The 16,611-nt window shown below is 67.9% G+C and carries 13 protein-coding genes and 1 tRNA gene; 10 read left to right on the top strand and 4 right to left on the bottom strand.

Features of this window, described 5'->3' with window-relative positions; translation table 11 throughout:
* Positions 1 to 65 precede the first annotated feature (65 nt).
* On the bottom strand, positions 66 to 1,235 hold the full coding sequence (locus ACWCPQ_RS17705) for a helix-turn-helix domain-containing protein (RefSeq protein ID WP_449899956.1): 1,170 nt from the start codon (positions 1,233 to 1,235) through the stop codon (positions 66 to 68).
* Positions 1,236 to 1,553: 318 nt separating this feature from the next.
* Between ACWCPQ_RS17705 and ACWCPQ_RS17700 the strand changes: the two genes are divergently transcribed.
* Positions 1,554 to 2,762, top strand: coding sequence for an FAD-dependent oxidoreductase (locus ACWCPQ_RS17700; RefSeq protein WP_449899953.1), 1,209 nt, complete (start codon positions 1,554 to 1,556; stop codon positions 2,760 to 2,762).
* 78 nt (positions 2,763 to 2,840) lie between these two features.
* Here ACWCPQ_RS17700 and ACWCPQ_RS17695 read toward each other — a convergent pair.
* The 3 genes from ACWCPQ_RS17695 to ACWCPQ_RS17685 all read right to left on the bottom strand — a co-directional run bounded on the left by ACWCPQ_RS17695 (position 2,841) and on the right by ACWCPQ_RS17685 (position 4,685).
* Positions 2,841 to 2,913, bottom strand: a tRNA-Arg gene (locus ACWCPQ_RS17695).
* A 93-nt stretch (positions 2,914 to 3,006) separates the two neighbouring features.
* A complete protein-coding gene (locus ACWCPQ_RS17690; protein WP_449899950.1) occupies positions 3,007 to 3,735 on the bottom strand; it encodes a DUF305 domain-containing protein in 729 nt (242 codons plus the stop codon).
* Positions 3,735 to 4,685, bottom strand: coding sequence for a DUF3105 domain-containing protein (locus ACWCPQ_RS17685; RefSeq protein WP_449899948.1), 951 nt, complete (start codon positions 4,683 to 4,685; stop codon positions 3,735 to 3,737). The genes ACWCPQ_RS17690 and ACWCPQ_RS17685 overlap by 1 nt, the downstream gene beginning before the upstream one ends.
* A 92-nt stretch (positions 4,686 to 4,777) precedes the next feature.
* On the opposite strand from ACWCPQ_RS17685, the gene argS reads away from it, so the two are divergent.
* The 9 genes from argS (at position 4,778) to prmC (ending at position 16,425) form a co-directional block, all read left to right on the top strand.
* Complete coding sequence (gene argS / locus ACWCPQ_RS17680) at positions 4,778 to 6,436, top strand: arginine--tRNA ligase (RefSeq protein WP_449899946.1); 1,659 nt, start codon at positions 4,778 to 4,780, stop codon at positions 6,434 to 6,436.
* Positions 6,437 to 6,494: 58 nt separating this feature from the next.
* On the top strand, positions 6,495 to 7,910 hold the full coding sequence (lysA, locus tag ACWCPQ_RS17675) for a diaminopimelate decarboxylase (protein WP_449899944.1): 1,416 nt from the start codon (positions 6,495 to 6,497) through the stop codon (positions 7,908 to 7,910).
* 23 nt (positions 7,911 to 7,933) lie between these two features.
* Positions 7,934 to 9,295, top strand: a complete 1,362-nt coding sequence (locus tag ACWCPQ_RS17670) for a homoserine dehydrogenase (protein ID WP_449900245.1) — start codon at positions 7,934 to 7,936, stop codon at positions 9,293 to 9,295.
* Positions 9,292 to 10,431: a threonine synthase gene (gene thrC / locus ACWCPQ_RS17665; RefSeq protein WP_449899942.1), complete on the top strand. Its 1,140-nt coding sequence runs from the start codon at positions 9,292 to 9,294 to the stop codon at positions 10,429 to 10,431. Before ACWCPQ_RS17670 ends, thrC begins: the two co-directional genes overlap by 4 nt.
* Positions 10,432 to 10,457: 26 nt before the next feature.
* Entirely contained in the window at positions 10,458 to 11,405 is a 948-nt protein-coding gene (gene thrB, locus ACWCPQ_RS17660; protein ID WP_449899940.1) for a homoserine kinase, read from the top strand.
* 312 nt (positions 11,406 to 11,717) lie between these two features.
* Positions 11,718 to 13,787 carry a transcription termination factor Rho gene (gene rho / locus ACWCPQ_RS17655; RefSeq protein ID WP_449899938.1) on the top strand — a complete coding sequence of 690 codons (2,070 nt, stop codon included), beginning with the start codon at positions 11,718 to 11,720 and terminating at the stop codon, positions 13,785 to 13,787.
* A 298-nt stretch (positions 13,788 to 14,085) separates the two neighbouring features.
* Complete coding sequence (gene rpmE, locus ACWCPQ_RS17650; RefSeq protein ID WP_030522405.1) at positions 14,086 to 14,316, top strand: 50S ribosomal protein L31; 231 nt, start codon at positions 14,086 to 14,088, stop codon at positions 14,314 to 14,316.
* A gap of 99 nt (positions 14,317 to 14,415) precedes the next feature.
* Positions 14,416 to 15,492 carry a peptide chain release factor 1 gene (gene prfA, locus ACWCPQ_RS17645; protein ID WP_449899935.1) on the top strand — a complete coding sequence of 359 codons (1,077 nt, stop codon included), beginning with the start codon at positions 14,416 to 14,418 and terminating at the stop codon, positions 15,490 to 15,492.
* Positions 15,493 to 15,534: 42 nt separating this feature from the next.
* The gene (gene prmC, locus ACWCPQ_RS17640; RefSeq protein WP_449899933.1) at positions 15,535 to 16,425 is read left to right on the top strand and encodes a peptide chain release factor N(5)-glutamine methyltransferase; all 891 of its coding nucleotides are present in this window, start codon (positions 15,535 to 15,537) and stop codon (positions 16,423 to 16,425) included.
* Positions 16,426 to 16,611 lie beyond the last annotated feature (186 nt).

The following is a 16,611-nucleotide window of genomic DNA, read 5'->3' as shown; positions in this document are numbered from 1 at the left end:
CTGTGTCTGTGTCCATTCCGGTCGAGTTCTGATCGAAGGAGCACAAGCGAATGCTCGGGTGCGGATCAGTATTCCAGGCGGACCGCGTCGGCGAGTTCACGCATTTCGGGCGTGAGCGTCCGGCGATGCCGCACGATCGAGCCGAGAATATCGCGAGCGTAGCGCTGCTGGGGCAACCATTCCGGGGCGAGAGCGCGGATATCCTGGAGTGTGGCCACGGCCTCGCTGTAGTTGCGAAGCGCGACATGGGCATTGGCCACATCCAGCCGGTGGCGCAGCCGTGGTGCGGCGGTCTGCGACGGCACGGCGGCTGCCGGTATGGAATCCGCTATCGCGAGCACTCGGTCCGGTCTACCGGTGATGACGGCGCATTCGCCCGCTATCTGGGCGACGGTGACCGGTCCGTACGGCCGGTGCGGCGCCGGGTCGTAGGACATCTCCCGGCCGATTCGATCGGCTGCGGATCTTGCCAGCGAGAGTGCGTCCTCGGTGATTCCGGGGCTGTTGTCGCGTACTCCTACGTTCGCCACGTACAACCACAACCGACCCCACAGGGCCAGCTGCACAGGTGTCGCCCGGGAGAAACGTGGCTCGATATCGTCGGCCCACTGTTGCGCGAGGTCGGCAGCCGCGCGGAGCTGGCCTTGGCGCAGATGACTCCACACCAGGGCATTCACGGGCGCGGCAGCGGTTCCGCGGTCGGGTGCCTCGTCGATTGCCCGCGCCAACGCATCGGCGGCGCTGTCGAACTGGCGATTCTGAACGAGTAGCCAACCGGTCATGCCCAGAATGCGGGATCTGAGAGCGCGGCCCTCGCTCTCGTCGAGTGCGCAGGCATCGCGCAATAGTGCGGGGAGGCCGGCGGCCACCTCGCTGTACAGGTGCCTACCGAGAGCCGGCAGCAGATTCTGATAACTCGCCCGCACCCCTTCGATCGTGGGACGTTCCTCCAGATCGTCGCCCCGTGCCGCCAGTGCGCGACGTACCGGTCCCCAGAGATCGACGGTCTCCGCCGACGCCCACTCGGCATCGCCTTGGTCCTGCAGCGTGGATGTGCGGACACCGAGTGCGACGGCCAGCGCGCGAAGGGTTTCGAGCCGGACCGTCCCACGCTGCCCTTGTTCGATCTTCTTCACAAGTGAGAGCGAAATACCGCTCAGCTCGGCCAGCTCTCTTTGCGACAACCCGCGACGCTTACGAACGGAGGCGACGCGGTCGCCGAGATCCGCAGTCATAGCTTCGAGCGTACGGACTCTTCGTCTTTCGTGTCGTCGTTCGATCGGCAAGGGGTGGGCCGTATGTGCGGCGTGTAGCCGTTCGTCGTCACCACAGGTGCCGCAATCACTGCTCGTCCGCACACACGGGCAGGTGGTCTGGTCACCATCGACAGTCGCGCTGCGCTCGCGTGACCGACGCAGCGGAGGGCATGCAGCATGCGCGATCCGGTATCGGCCGCCACCTGACGTTCCATTCGTCAACTTTAGGTTGACGGTGACGGCATCGTCAACTATTAGTTGACGATATTCGAACGGTGGCGAACTTCAGGAGTGGTTGTGGACGATCTCGAGAACGCGGTACGACACCCCGGCGGTTCCGGGAGGAAACGGGCCGTGGTGGTGGGTGCCGGTATCGCCGGGCTGGCCGCGGCCTTGCGGATGCGCCGGGCGGGCTGGGACGTCGTCGTGATCGAACGGTCGCCCACGCGGCGTAGTAGCGGCTACCTGCTGAACCTGCACGGACCGGGATACGACGCCGCCGAACGCCTCGGCCTGCTGCCCGCGCTCGCGCCGCGCGATATCGGTTTCTTCACCTCGGTACTGGTGCACGCCGACGGCCGGGAGAAGTTCACCGTGCCGGCCGCCGTCGCGCAGGCCGCCGTGGGAGACCGGGCGCTGAGCCTGTTCCGCGGCGATCTGGAAGCCGTGTTGTACGAGGCGGTGGCCGGCGACGCCGATATCCGGTTCGGTACGACAGTGCGGTCGGTGACCCTGCAAACCGATGCTGTCGAGATCGTCCTGGGCGACGGCACACAACTGCGGGCCGACCTGCTCATCGGCGCCGACGGCGTCCACTCCCGGGTCCGTGAACTCGTTTTCGGTCCCGAAGCCGAATTTCTCGTCGACCTGGGCCATATGGTGGGCGCTTTCCCGCTCGATACCGTGCCCGCGCACGTTCCCGAAGGCGTCGGTACGACATTTCTCGGCCCCCGGCGTACCGCGGCCGTGATGAATCTGGGTCCCGGCCGGTCCTCGGCGTTCTTCACCTACCGCAGCCCTGATCCGGCGGCCGACACCGCGCGCGGTGCCGCACCCGCGCTCACCGGCGCCTTCGGTGACCTCGGCGGCGGCGTCGCCGAGGCGCTCCGGCAGCTCACCGCCGACCCGGCCGGCGCGTACTTCGATTCGGTCGGTCAGATCGTCATGGACCGGTGGAGTCGTGGGCGGGTGGTGCTTCTCGGCGACGCGGCATGGTGCGTGACCGTGTTCGCCGGCTACGGCGCGGCTCTCGCCCTCGACGGTGCCGACCGCCTCGGTGCCGCCGTCGAAGCCCACGGCGCCGATCTCCCCGCGGCACTCGACGCCTGGGCGGAATCGCTGCGCCCGGAGGTCCGCAAACGGCAGGCGCTGGCCCGCAGGGGAATCAGCCGGTTCGCTCCACCCACCCGGGCGCACGTCTGGGCCGGGGATCTCATGCTTCGCGCCATCCAACTCCCCGGTATCCGGGATCTCGTCCGGCGCTCGATCCAGCGCGCGAACAACTAGTCCGCGTCCGGGCCCCGGTACCGGGAACGAAAAAGGCCCCCGACCAGAACCCAGCTGGTCGGGGGCCTTCCTCATATGTGCCCTCGGCAGGAATCGAACCTGCGGCCTTCTGCTCCGGAGGCAGACGCTCTATCCCCTGAGCTACGAGGGCGGGGATCCACCCGATTCGACCGTCGGCCGGTCTGTCGGGCGGACCACAGCGTATCGCATCACCGCCGGTGCGGCCAAAACGAGTGGTGGCGGGTCAGTTCAGGGGGAGCGGTTGCCCGCCGCGGGCGGTGAGCATATCGGTGATCAACCGGGCTTCGCCCTGTTGTGCGGCCAGCATCTGCCCGGCCAGGATGCCGATCTCACCGGTTTCGGCGTGTTCGGCACCGTATTCGAGCATCGGCACGCCACCTCCGTGATGGCGCAGCATCAGCTGGAGGAACAGCACGTCGAGTTCGTCACCCTTCGCGGTCCGCAACCGCTGGATATCCTCGGTGCTCGCCATACCCGGCATGGCGGCCATCGCCCCCGAGTCCGGCATGCCGGAACCGTGCTCGTGGTGGCCGCCGTGCGCGTCCGCGCTCTGCTCGTCGTGCATCCAGCCCATATAGCCGTCGCTGCCGCGAGCGGGTGCGCCCCACATCTGCAACCACCCCTGCATCCGGCCGATCTGGCTCTGCTGGGTGGTCAGGATGTCGTAGGCCAGCCGCTGGACCGCCGGATCGGTGGAACCGAGCAGCGCGATCCCGGACATCTCGACGGCCTGGGTGTGGTGTGCCGACATGTCCTGCGCGAATCCGATATCGACCGGGCCGGGTGCGCTGTCACCGGAATCGTCCGGCGACAGCAGCACACCCGCGCCGAATCCGATCACCAGCAGCGCGATCGCGGCGATGACCAGCAAAGGAGTGCGCTGGCCGCGCAGCTGGGCGCGCAGACCGGATTCGGGTCGAGGCTCGGCCTCGGAGCTGTCCGGGTCGGTCATTACTGCCCGGCTCCGGGCGCCGGTTGCTCGGGAACCGCCCCGGGCGCCTGCTGGTCGGGCAGCGTGCCGGGCATTCCCGGAATCGCCGGGATACCGCCGGGCAGACCGCCCGGAAGGCCACCGGGCAGACCCCCGCCGGGGGCACCCATACCGCCCAGCTCGCCCTGGTCGGGCTGCAGGCCGGAGCCGTCCATCGGCACCGCGCCGGGTCCCGGGTCGCTCGGGTCGTAGGGGGGCGGGTTCTGGGTGTCGAACGCGACGGTCGCGCAGTCGGCGCCGACCTCGGGGTAGGCGAAGTTGTTCAGGCGCAACGCGGTGATGAACTGGCCGACCCGCTCGTCGTCGGCGCTGTTCACGGTGAGCTGATGTCCCCAGGACTGCAGGGAGACGGGGGCTTCCTGGCCGGGATGGGGCGACATGAGCATGTACTGCTCACCCTCGACCTTCTTCTTCAGCGTGTCGATCCCCGACTGGTCGAGCTTGTCCGGGTTGTAGGTGATCCACACTGCGCCGTGTTCCAGCGAGTGCACCGCGTTCTCGTCGCGCAGCGCCTTGTCGTAGACGGTGCCCATGCAGTTGGCCCAGGAGGCGTCGTGCGGACCGCCGAACGGCGGGGTCTGGTCGTAGGCCACCCGCTGGGTCGCGTCGAGGTGCAGACCCGCCGGATATTCCTTCTTGACCACACCCTCGATCTGGTCGGAAGGGTCCTGCTTCTGCTCCGAGGGGGTGAACTTCTCCAGCGCCGCCTTCTCCTGGTACTTGGGCACCAGATTCACCGCCAGCGCCGCGACCAACCCGACGAGCAACACCACCGCGCCGATGGTCAGCCAGGGGATTCGCTGCGTAATCGGGGGTTTGCCCTTGTTCTTGTTACTGCTCGTGCGGGCGCCCGCGACTTTGCCCGCCGCCTTCACGGCCTTCGCCGATTTGGCGCTCGTCCTGTTCGGCATACCGGTCCCAGTTCTTTCCACGTCGATGAACAGTGCCGAGCTGCGGTGCCCACTCGCGGCGCGCACCCACTCGGACCATAGGATAGAGACTCGTGACTCCAGCCGACCTTGCAGATCTCCTTCACGCCACCGCGGCGAAGGTCCTCGCCGAACGGGGACTCGACGCCTCGGTGCTGCCCGACTCGGTCGATGTGGAGCGTCCGCGGAACCCGGAGCACGGTGACTACAGCACCAATGTAGCGATGAAGGTCGCGAAGAAGGCGGGTACCGCCCCGCGGGAGCTGGCCGGCTGGCTCGCCGAGGCGTTGAGCGGCACCGATGCCGTGGCGTCCGCGGAGGTCGCCGGGCCGGGGTTCCTGAACATCCGGGTGGCCGCCTCGGCGCAGGGTGCGGTACTCGATCAGGTCCATGCGGCCGGGGCCGCGTACGGCACCGCCGATCTGCTCGCCGGAACCAAGATCAACCTGGAGTTCGTCTCCGCCAACCCGACCGGCCCGGTACACCTGGGCGGCACCCGCTGGGCGGCGGTCGGTGACGCCCTGGGCCGGATCCTCGCCGCTCAGGGCGCCGAGGTCACCCGGGAGTACTACTTCAACGATCACGGTGGGCAGATCACCCGGTTCGCCGAATCCCTGGTCGCCGCGGCCACCGGTGCGCCGACCCCGGAGAACGGGTACGCGGGCGCCTATATCGGCGAGATCGCCGACCGGATCATCGCCGCCCATCCCGGCGCGGTCGAACTCGAACCCGGGCAGCGGCTGGAACTGTTCCGCGCCGAGGGCGTCGAATTGATGTTCGCGCACATCAAGAAGACCCTGCACGAATTCGGCACCGATTTCGACGTGTATTTCAACGAGAGTTCGCTGTTCGCCTCGGGCGCCGTGGAACGCGCGGTGGAAACACTGAAGAATTCCGGTGACCTGTATTCCGAGGACGGCGCCTGGTGGATCGCGAGCTCCGAATACGGTGACGATCAGGACCGCGTGGTCATCAAGAGCGACGGCAATGCCGCCTATATCGCCGGCGATATCGCCTACTTGCAGGACAAGAGGTCGCGCGGATTCGATCTGTGCATCTATATGCTCGGCGCCGACCATCACGGCTACATCGGCCGGTTGAAGGCCGCCGCCGCCGCGTTCGGTGACGACCCCGACAGCGTCGAGGTACTCATCGGCCAGATGGTGAACCTGCTGCGCGACGGCGTGGCGGTCCGGATGAGCAAACGGGCCGGCACCGTGGTCACCCTCGACGATCTGGTCGAGGCGATCGGAGTGGACGCCGCCCGGTACTCACTGGTGCGCAGTTCGGTGAACTCGAGTATCGATATCGACCTGGACCTGTGGGCCAAACAGGACAGCGTGAACCCGGTGTACTACGTCCAGTACGCCCACGCCCGCGCCGCGTCCATCGCGCGCAATGCCGCGGAATTCGAATACGACACGGTGACACCGGATTTCGCGCTGCTCGATTCGGAATTCGAGGGCGCCCTCATTCGCACCATCGGTGAGTTCCCCCGGGTGGTGGCGAGTGCGGCGACGCTGCGCGAACCGCATCGCATCGCCCGGTACCTGGAGGAACTGGCCGGTGCCTATCACCCGTTCCAGACCAACAAGGCCCTGCGGGTGCTGCCGCTGGGCGACGAACCCGTCTCGCCGGTCAACGCCGCCCGCCTGGTGCTGGTGAACGCCACCCGTCAGGTGCTGGCCAACGGCCTGGCCCTGCTCGGTGTCACCGCCCCGGAGCGGATGTGACCGAGCTCTGTCAACGTATCGACCGACTGTTCCGGCAGTGGACGAGGAAGGAAGACCGATGAGTGTCCATCCCGCCGGGCCCCGGCACGCCGAGATACCGCATGCGCCGAACCTGCCGGAACGCCCGGCCGACCCGCGGCAGCTGATCGACCTGCCCGCGCAGGTGTGGCCGCGCAACGCCACCCGCGACGCCGACGATGTGGTCCGGCTCGCGGGGGTGCCGGTCACCGAACTCGCCGAGCGGTTCGGTACGCCGCTGTTCGTGGTGGACGAGGACGATTTCCGGTCCCGCTGCCGCGATATGGTGCGCGCGTTCGGAGCGGATTCGCGAGTCCACTACGCCTCCAAGGCTTTCCTCTGCGGTGAGATCGCCCGCTGGATCCGCGACGAAGGACTCTCGCTGGACGTGTGCTCCGGCGGTGAGCTGGCGGTGGCGCTGCACGCGGGCTTCCCCGCCGAACGCATCGCGCTGCACGGCAACAACAAATCGGTGGCCGAACTGGAAGCCGCGGTCGCGGCCGGTGTCGGGCATGTGGTGGTCGATTCGCTGATCGAGATCGAACGGCTGGAAGCCGTCGCCGGCGCGGCCGGTGTGGTGCAGGACGTCCTGGTCCGCGTCACCGTGGGTGTGGAGGCGCACACCCACGAATACATCTCCACCGCGCACGAGGACCAGAAATTCGGTTTCTCCATTTCCGGCGGCGATGCCATGGAAGCGCTGGCCCGGGTATTCGAAGCCGATAATCTCCGATTGGTCGGACTGCACAGTCATATCGGATCGCAGATATTCGAAATCGACGGATTCGAAATCGCCGCGCACCGCATGCTCGGACTGTTGCGCGAAGCCGTCGACAAATTCGGCGTGGAACGTACCGCCCAGATCTCGCTGCTCGATCTGGGCGGCGGTCTCGGTATCTCCTACCTGCCGTCGGACGATCCGCCGCCGCTGGATCTCTTCGCCGAGAAACTCCGCGTCCTGGTCGCGCGTGAGGCCGAGCTCGCGGGACTGCCCGTACCGCGGATCGCGGTCGAACCGGGCCGTGCCATCGCCGGCCCCGGCACCGTGACCCTGTACGAAGTCGGCACGGTGAAGGATGTCTCGCTCGACGGTGGCCTGCGCCGCCGCTATGTGAGCGTGGACGGCGGGATGAGCGACAATATCCGGCCCGCGCTGTACCAGGCCGACTACCACTGCCAGCTGGTCTCGCGCGGATCGGAGGCCGGCCCGGTGGTCGCCCGCGTGGTCGGAAAGCACTGCGAGAGCGGCGATATCATCATCCGCGACACGTGGATGCCGGCCGATGCCGGCCCCGGCGACCTGATCGCGGTGGCCGGAACCGGTGCCTACTGCTATTCCATGTCCAGCCGGTACAACATGCTGACCCGCCCCGCCGTCGTCGCCGTGCGCGACGGCGCGGCCCGGCTGATCCTGCGCCGGGAAACGGTCGAGGACCTGCTCGGCCTGGAGGTCTGATGGACGCGACGAAAGGGGAGACCATGCCAGAGGGGGCCGAGGTGGTGCCGGGTCGATGGGGTCCGGACCGGCCGATCGGTATCGCGGTTCTGGGAATGGGCAATGTCGGCCGGGAGGTCGTGCGGATCCTGCGGGACCACGCCGACGATCTGCAGTCGCGGGTCGGCGCGCCGCTGACCCTGCGCGGGGTCGCGGTACGCAGCCTCGACCGGGACCGGGGCGTACCTGCCGAACTGCTCACCACCGACGCCGAAGAGTTGGTGGCCCGGCCCGATGTCGATGTGGTGGTCGAGGTGATGGGCGGTATCGATCCGGCCCGCAAACTCATCCTGGCCGCGCTCAACGCCGGGAAATCGGTGGTCACCGCGAACAAGGCGCTGCTCGCCGATTACACCGGCGAACTGGCCGCCGCCGCGGAACGCAGCCGCGCCGACCTGTACTTCGAGGCCGCGGTCGCCGGTGCCATCCCGGTGGTGCGCCCGCTGATCCAATCGCTGTCCGGTGACCGCGTCAACCGAGTGGTCGGCATCGTCAACGGCACCACCAATTTCATCCTCTCGGCGATGGACGAGACGGGTGCCGATTACGGCGACACCCTCGCCGAAGCCACCCGCCTGGGATACGCCGAAGCCGATCCGACCGCCGATGTCGGGGGCTACGACGCCGCCGCGAAGGCGGCCATCCTGGCCTCGCTGGCATTCCACACGCGGGTGACCGCCGCGAACGTTTTCCGGCAGGGCATCGCGGAGATCACCGCCGAAGATCTGGAAACGGCGTCCGCGCTGGACTGCACCGTCAAACTGCTGGCCATCTGTGAGCGGGTGCCGGCCGGGCCGGGGGAGCCGACTCCGGAGGAAGGCGGGAAGGAACGGGTGTCGGTGCGCGTGTATCCGGCGCTCATCCCGCGCAAACATCCGCTGGCGGCGGTGAACGGGGCGTTCAACGCCGTGGTCGTGGAGGCCGAGAACGCCGGCCGCCTCATGTTCTACGGGCAGGGCGCCGGTGGTGCGCCGACCGCTTCGGCCGTACTCGGTGACCTGGTCATGGCCGCGCGCAACAAATTCTTCGGTGGCCGTGCTCCCGGAGAATCGGTCTATGCTGAGCTTCCGATCGCGCCGATCGGCGATACGCCCACCCGCTATCACGTGAACCTCAAGGTCGAGGACCGTCCCGGCGTGCTGGCCCGGGTGGCGGGCGAATTCTCCAAGCACGGAGTGAGCATCTCGACGGTCCGGCAGGAAGGTCACGACGACAAGGCGCGACTGGTGGTCGTGACCCACCTCGCGACCGAGGCGGCCCTCGCCGAGACCGTCGCCGCCCTGGCGGATATGGAATCCGTCACATCTGTCACCAGCGTCCTGAGATTGGAAGGCACCGAGGAATGACGACAGCATCGCGCAGCGATTCCGTGCGGGGCGCGGGCCCGGCGGCCACCACCGGTGTCGCGCCGCAGGCCGGCGTCCACTCCCGCTGGCCCGGGCTCATCGCGGCCTATCGCGACCGGCTCGCGGGTGCCGCCGACTGGGAGCCGGTGACCCTTTTCGAGGGCGGGACTCCGCTGGTCCCGGCGCCGCACCTGTCGCAACTCACCGGTTGCGAGGTCTACCTCAAGGTCGAGGGCGCCAACCCGACGGGTTCGTTCAAGGACCGCGGTATGACCATGGCCATGACCGACGCCAAATACCGGGGCCAGGAGGCGGTGCTGTGCGCCTCCACCGGTAACACCTCGGCCTCCGCCGCCGCCTACGCCACCCGTGCGGGGATGACCTGCGCGGTCCTGATCCCGCAGGGCAAGATCGCGATGGGCAAACTCGCCCAGGCCGTCATGCTCGGCGCCAAGGTCATCCAGGTCGAGGGCAATTTCGACGACTGCCTGGAACTGGCCCGCAAAGTCACCTCGGATTTCCCGTCCATCGGTCTGGTGAATTCGGTGAACCCGGCCCGGATCGAAGGCCAGAAGACCGCGTCCTTCGAGATCTGCGATGTGCTCGGCCGGGCACCCGATGTGCACGCCCTGCCGGTGGGCAACGCCGGCAATATCACCGCCTACTGGCGCGGTTACCGCGAATACCGCGCCGACGGTGTGACCGATTCGCTGCCGCGCATGCTCGGTGTCCAGGCCGCCGGAGCGGCACCGCTGGTCAACGGTGCGCCGGTCAGCCATCCGGAGACCATCGCGACCGCCATCCGGATCGGCGCGCCCGCCTCCTGGAACGGTGCCGTGGCGGCCAAGGAGGAATCCGGTGGCGCGTTCCGTGCGGCCACCGACGAGGAGATCCTGCACGCGTACCGCCTGGTGGCGGCCGAGGAAGGCGTTTTCGTCGAGCCCGCGTCGGCGGCGAGTGTCGCCGGTGTGCTGGCCGCGCATGCCGAGGGCTGGCTCGAACCCGGGCAGACCGTGGTCTGCACGGTTACCGGCAACGGCCTCAAAGACCCCGATACCGCGCTCCTCGGTATGCCCGAGGTGCAGGCGATCGCGGTCGACCCGGTGGCCGTGGCCGCCCGACTCGAGCTGGCCTGACAGTGGAAACCCGTGAAAGCCGGCTCATGTCCCCGACCCTGCCCGCCGGTCTCACCGTTTCGGTCCGGGTGCCCGCGTCCACCGCGAATCTGGGTCCCGGTTTCGATTCCCTCGGGATGGCGCTGGGAATCTACGACGAGATCGAGGTGCGCAGCACCGAATCCGGGCTGAACATCGAGGTGGAGGGCGAAGGCGCCGACGAGGTGCCCTGGGGGCCACAGCATCTGGTGGTCCGCGCGATCGAACGCGGACTGGAAGCCGCCGGGATCTGGGCCGACGGCTTGGACGTGGTGTGCCGTAACGCGATTCCGCACTCGCGTGGATTGGGGTCCTCGGCGTCGGCCGCGGTCGGCGGTCTGGCCGCCGGCTGCGCGCTGGCCGCGCAATTCGATCCGGCCCTGGCCGTCGACTCCGATCGGCTGGTACAGCTCGCCGCGGAATTCGAAGGGCATCCGGACAACGCGGCCGCCAGTGTGCTCGGCGGAATCGTCGTGTCCTGGACCGAGACCGGGCCGGGCCCGGATACCGATATCGCCGCGCCGCAGCGTCTCTACCGAGCCGTTCGCCTCGACCCGCATCCCACGCTGCGCCCGGTGGTGCTGATTCCCGAGGAACGGTCCTCCACCGCGCAGACGCGCGGCCTGCTGCCCGACCTGGTCCCGCACCGCGACGCCGCGTTCAATGTGAGCCGGGCGGCGCTGTCGGTGGTCGCGCTGACCCAGCGGCCGGATCTGCTGCTTCCGGCCACCGCGGACCGATTGCACCAGACCCAGCGCGCCCCGGCGCTGCCGCTCACCACCGCCTGGATCGAGCGTCTGCGGGGCCACGGGATCGCGGCAACGGTGTCGGGTGCCGGACCCACTGTGCTCGCCCTTGTGACCAGCGTTTTTCCCGAGGAACTGCGTGCTCGGGCCGCCGCGGACGGCCTCCGCGTCGTGGAGCCGGGGCTCTCCGAGGGCGTCCAGATCAGCTGACGGGCGCGTCCGCCTTGCCGACCTTCGTACTTGCCCGCTATCCTGGGCAAGTCCGTACATCGCGCGCATCAGACGCCGGTGCTTCATCAGGGCAATCGCTCCAGCAGGCTCCAGGCTCGAGCCCTCATGCCATGGGGGTGCCGCGCAGCCGCTCAACTGGAATGATCTCTTCCACCTTTTTCAGCGGTGGCGAAGCACCCGGTCCCGGAGGGGCAGGCGATACGGCTACAAATCCGAGTCCGGCAGCGAGATCGGGCTACGGAACGAACCCTCGACACAGCACACGGCCATCGAGGGAAGGAAAGGATCTCCGTGACAGATACGGACCTGCTCGCGACACCCGGGGTGGCATCCGACTCCGAACCCTCGGGCAACCGCGAAAGTGACTCCGGACAGATTTCTTCGAAGATGAGCGAAAATACCGACATCGGATCGGGGCTGACTGGAATGTTGTTGCCGCAGTTGCGCGCACTGGCAGGGGAACTCGGAATTCGGGGCACCTCCGGTATGCGCAAGGGTGATCTCATCGCCGCCATCAAGGAAAACCAGGCCGGTAGACCCGCCGCCGCGGAACGCAGCACCCGCGCGAAGTCTGCCAAAGAACGTAAAATCGCAGACCAGCCCGTCGAGGCCGGGACCGCGGCGCCTGCCGTCGAGGCCGCGCCCGCCGCCGCGTCGGCTCCGGTCGCGGAAGCACCCGCCGCGGATACCGCCGCGAACAAGGATTCGGCGGCCGCGGACAAGGGCAAGACCACCCGGGCCGCCACCAACGGCACGGCCACCGCCAACGGTGCCGCAGGCAATGCCGCGGAGACCGATTCCGGCGCCAAGACCGAAGGCAGAGCCGACAACAAGCCGGCCGAGGGCGCCGAGGATTCGGGCCGGGATTCCGGCCAGCGTGGCCGTGGCCGCCAGCGTCGTGGCCGCGATCAGCAGGGCAAGAACGGTGAGCCGGCCGGCGAGGACGCCAAACAGGACACCAAACAGGACAGCGCCAAGCAGCAGGACGGCAAGGACGGCGAGCAGGGCGAACGCCGTCGTGACCGCAACCAGTCCGGCCAGCAGAACCAGGGCGGCTCCGGTGGGAACCGCGGTGGCGACCGGGGCGGCGATCGCGGTGGCGACGACGAAGAAGGCGGCCGGGGCCGCCGCGGCCGGCGGTTCCGCGAACGCCGCCGGGGTCGCGATCGCGACGGTGGCGGCGGTGAATCGCGGGAGCCCGAGATTCGCGAAGACGATGTGCTGCAGCCGGTCGCGGGCATTCTCGACGTACTGGACAACTACGCGTTCGTGCGCACTTCCGGCTACCTGGCCGGACCGAACGACGTCTACGTCTCGATGAACCTCGTGCGCAAGAACGGCCTGCGCCGCGGCGACGCCATCACCGGCGCGGTCCGCGCCCCGCGGGACGGCGAGCAGAGCAACCAGCGGCAGAAGTTCGATCCGCTGGTGCGGCTGGACACCGTCAACGGTGCCGAAATCGATTCGGCCAAGCGCCGCCCCGATTTCAACAAGCTCACCCCGCTGTACCCGAACCAGCGGCTGCGCCTGGAAACCCAGCAGAACAAGCTGACCACCCGGGTGATCGATCTGATCATGCCGATCGGTAAAGGCCAGCGCGCGCTGATCGTGTCTCCGCCGAAGGCCGGTAAGACCACGATCATGCAGGACATCGCCAACGCGATCGCGATCAACAACCCCGAGTGCTACCTCATGGTGGTCCTGGTCGACGAACGTCCCGAAGAGGTCACCGATATGCAGCGTTCGGTGAAGGGTGAGGTCATCGCCTCCACCTTCGACCGGCCGCCGTCGGATCACACCTCGGTCGCCGAACTCGCCATCGAGCGGGCCAAACGCCTGGTCGAAATGGGTAAGGACGTCGTGGTGCTGCTCGACTCCATCACCCGGCTGGGTCGTGCGTACAACAACTCCTCGCCGGCCTCCGGGCGCATCCTGTCCGGTGGTGTCGACTCCACCGCGCTGTACCCGCCCAAGCGGTTCCTCGGTGCGGCACGCAATATCGAGAACGGCGGCTCGCTCACCATCATCGCGACCGCAATGGTGGAAACCGGTTCGACCGGTGACACGGTGATCTTCGAGGAGTTCAAGGGCACGGGTAACGCCGAGCTCAAACTCGACCGCAAGATCGCCGAGCGGCGCGTGTTCCCGGCGGTGGACGTCAACCCGTCCGGTACCCGTAAGGACGAACTGCTCCTCAACCCGGACGAGGCCGCGGTCCTGCACAAACTGCGCCGTGTCCTGTCCGGTTTGGACTCGCACCAGGCGATCGACCTGCTGATCGACCGCCTGCGCAAGAGTAAGAACAACCTCGAGTTCCTGATGCAGGTCTCCAAGACCGCGCCGGGCGCACTCGACGAATGAGATAACCCGCTCGACGAGTGGAGTGGACGGGGTTCGCCGAAGGGCGGACCCCGTCTCTCGTTGCATCGGAAGAGCGCGGCGGTCCGGCGGCGGAGTGGAGAACCGGTCGATCGAATCCGTCCCCCGCAGCGCCGAAATAAATACAGCAAGAGGCGCGTTTCAGCAGGCATCGGTGGTCTGGCATACTTGACCGCCGTGCGTCTGCGATTCACGCAGACAATCCCGCCTGAAGTCGGTTCCGGTTCACGTTCGGCGCAGATGCCCGAGCGACCCGGCGACCAATATCGAGAGGACACCCATGAAGGCAGGAATTCACCCGACCTACGTCGACACCACGGTGGTCTGCGGTTGCGGTAATACCTTCCAGACCCGCTCCACCAAGGAATCGGGACACATCACCGTCGAGGTCTGCTCGCAGTGCCACCCGTTCTACACCGGCAAGCAGAAGATCCTGGACACCGGCGGCCGCGTGGCCCGCTTCGAGGCCCGCTACGGCAAGCGTGCCAAGAAGGAAGCCGACGCCAAGTAGCTTTCTCGCCAACGCCCGGTCCTGCCCACTCGCAGGCCGGGCGTTGGTGCTTTTCTACCCACCCGCCCCGCGTCGTCCTTTCGAGTAGGAGCCACGTTCATGGCCGAGAAAACCGCACCGTCCGCGATCGACGATGTGCTGGCCGAATACGCCGGACTGGAAACCCAGCTGGCGGACCCGGCGCTGCACAACGACCCGGACGCCGCGCGGCGGGTCGGGAAGCGGTTCGCCGAACTGGCCCCGGTGATGACCACCTACAAGAAGCTCTCCGCCACCCGCGACGACCTGGAGGCCGCCCGGGAACTGGCCGCCGACGATTCGGCGTTCGCCGCCGAGGTGCCCGGCCTCGAAGAACAGCTCGAAGAACTCGAGAAACAGCTCGCCGACCTACTTGCCCCGCGCGATCCGCACGACGGTGACGATGTGGTGTTGGAAGTGAAATCCGGTGAAGGCGGCGAGGAATCGGCACTGTTCGCCGCCGACCTGGCCCGGATGTACGTCCGATACGCGGAACGCCGCGGCTGGAAGGTCGAGATCCTGGACGCGGCCGTCTCCGATCTGGGCGGCTACAAAGAAGCGACGCTGTCCATCAAGAGCCGCGATGCCGCCCGCGACGGGGTGTGGTCGCGCTTCAAATTCGAAGGCGGTGTCCACCGGGTGCAGCGGGTGCCGGTCACCGAATCCCAGGGCCGGGTCCACACATCGGCAGCCGGTGTTCTCATCTACCCCGAACCCGACGAGGTCGAAGAAGTGCAGATCGACGAGAACGACCTGCGCATCGACGTCTACCGTTCCTCGGGTAAGGGCGGCCAGGGGGTCAACACCACCGATTCGGCGGTCCGGATCACCCACCTCCCCTCGGGAATCGTCGTCACCTGCCAGAACGAACGCTCCCAGCTCCAGAACAAGGCCCGCGCCATGCAGGTCCTGGCCGCCCGTCTGCAGGCCCTCGCCGAGGAACAGGCGGAACAGGAAGCCGCGGAGGGCCGGGTCGCACAGATCCGTACGGTCGACCGATCCGAACGCATCCGCACCTACAACTTCCCGGAGAACCGCATCGCCGATCACCGCATCGGCTACAAAGCGCACAACCTGGACGCGGTACTGAACGGAGAAATGGACGCCCTGCTGGATGCCCTGGCCACCGCCGACCGCGCCGCCCGCATGTCCGAGTAGTTCGCCCGAACGCGGGCACCGCCGATGAACCACAATGTCGGGGTGACCCGTGTTCAGCTGCGCCCTGTCCTCGTCGAGGCGACCGATACCCTGCACGCCGCCGGTGTGCCCAGCCCCAGGACGGACGCGGAGCTGCTCGCCGCGCACGTACTCGGGGTGGACCGCTCGCGGCTACTGCTGAATCCGCTGATCGGCCCGGATCGGCTCGCCGACTATCGGGCGCTGGTGGCGCGCCGGGCGCAACGAGTCCCGCTGCAGCATCTGACCGGGCAATCCTTCATGGGCGAGATCGATCTCGAAGTCGGACCCGGCGTATTCGTTCCCCGCCCGGAAACCGAACTGCTCTTCGCCTGGGCTCTCGCACACCTCGAGGCGGTCCGGCACGACCACGCCCCGGTCGTCGTGGACCTGTGCACCGGCTCCGGCGCACTCGGACTCGCCCTGGCGCATGCCCGCCCCGATGCCGTCGTGCACGCCGTAGAACTGGATCCCGACGCCCTGAGCTGGGCCCGCCGCAACGCCGAACAGCGGGCCGCCGCCGGCGATACCCCGATCACGCTGCACCACGACGATGTCACCGACCCGAATCTGCTCACCGAACTCGACGGTTACGTCGACCTGGTCGTCGCGAACCCGCCCTACATTCCCGACGGCGCGGAACTCGCCCCCGAAGTCGCCGACCACGACCCACACGGTGCGCTCTTCGGCGGTCCCGACGGCCTGGCCGTGATCCGCCCGCTCGTACCGCTGGTCGGCCGCCTGCTGCGACCGGGCGGAGGTGTGGCTGTCGAACACGATGACAGCAACGGTGGTGGAGTGGCCGCCCTGCTGGCGGCGGACGGGCGATTCGCCGAAATCGTCGAACATCCCGATCTGGCGGGGAAGCCACGATTCGTGGCGGCACTGCGGGTGGACCGACCGGATAACCGCTGAGGGGGCGGGCTCCGGTGGGGCGGTGGGTGAGCTCGCCGAAGCGGAGTTGTTCCTCGGAAAAGGGCTGGTCCCTCGGAAAATATGAGCTTGCGTGTCGAAGTAGGAGCACAGGCCCGAACGCGGAGGTGGGGGTGGTTGTTCGTGAAGGTGAGAGGTAGGGCTGGGCTCGCCCACGGCGATCACGGC

The sequence above is a fragment of the Nocardia sp. NPDC001965 genome (assembly GCF_053594175.1).
Note: the sequence above shows the minus strand (reverse complement) of the source record. Positions and strands in the feature narration are given on the sequence as shown.

Bases quoted from the DNA above. Each gene is read 5' to 3' on its own strand.
- ACWCPQ_RS17705 (WP_449899956.1), bottom strand. From the start codon at position 1,235: ATGACTGCGGATCTCGGCGACCGCGTCGCCTCCGTTCGTAAGCGTCGC.
- ACWCPQ_RS17690 (WP_449899950.1), bottom strand. From the start codon at position 3,735: ATGACCGACCCGGACAGCTCCGAGGCCGAGCCTCGACCCGAATCCGGT.
- ACWCPQ_RS17685 (WP_449899948.1), bottom strand. From the start codon at position 4,685: ATGCCGAACAGGACGAGCGCCAAATCGGCGAAGGCCGTGAAGGCGGCG.
- lysA (WP_449899944.1), top strand. From the start codon at position 6,495: ATGAGTGTCCATCCCGCCGGGCCCCGGCACGCCGAGATACCGCATGCG.
- ACWCPQ_RS17670 (WP_449900245.1), top strand. From the start codon at position 7,934: ATGCCAGAGGGGGCCGAGGTGGTGCCGGGTCGATGGGGTCCGGACCGG.
- thrC (WP_449899942.1), top strand. From the start codon at position 9,292: ATGACGACAGCATCGCGCAGCGATTCCGTGCGGGGCGCGGGCCCGGCG.
- thrB (WP_449899940.1), top strand. From the start codon at position 10,458: ATGTCCCCGACCCTGCCCGCCGGTCTCACCGTTTCGGTCCGGGTGCCC.
- rpmE (WP_030522405.1), top strand. From the start codon at position 14,086: ATGAAGGCAGGAATTCACCCGACCTACGTCGACACCACGGTGGTCTGC.
- prfA (WP_449899935.1), top strand. From the start codon at position 14,416: ATGGCCGAGAAAACCGCACCGTCCGCGATCGACGATGTGCTGGCCGAA.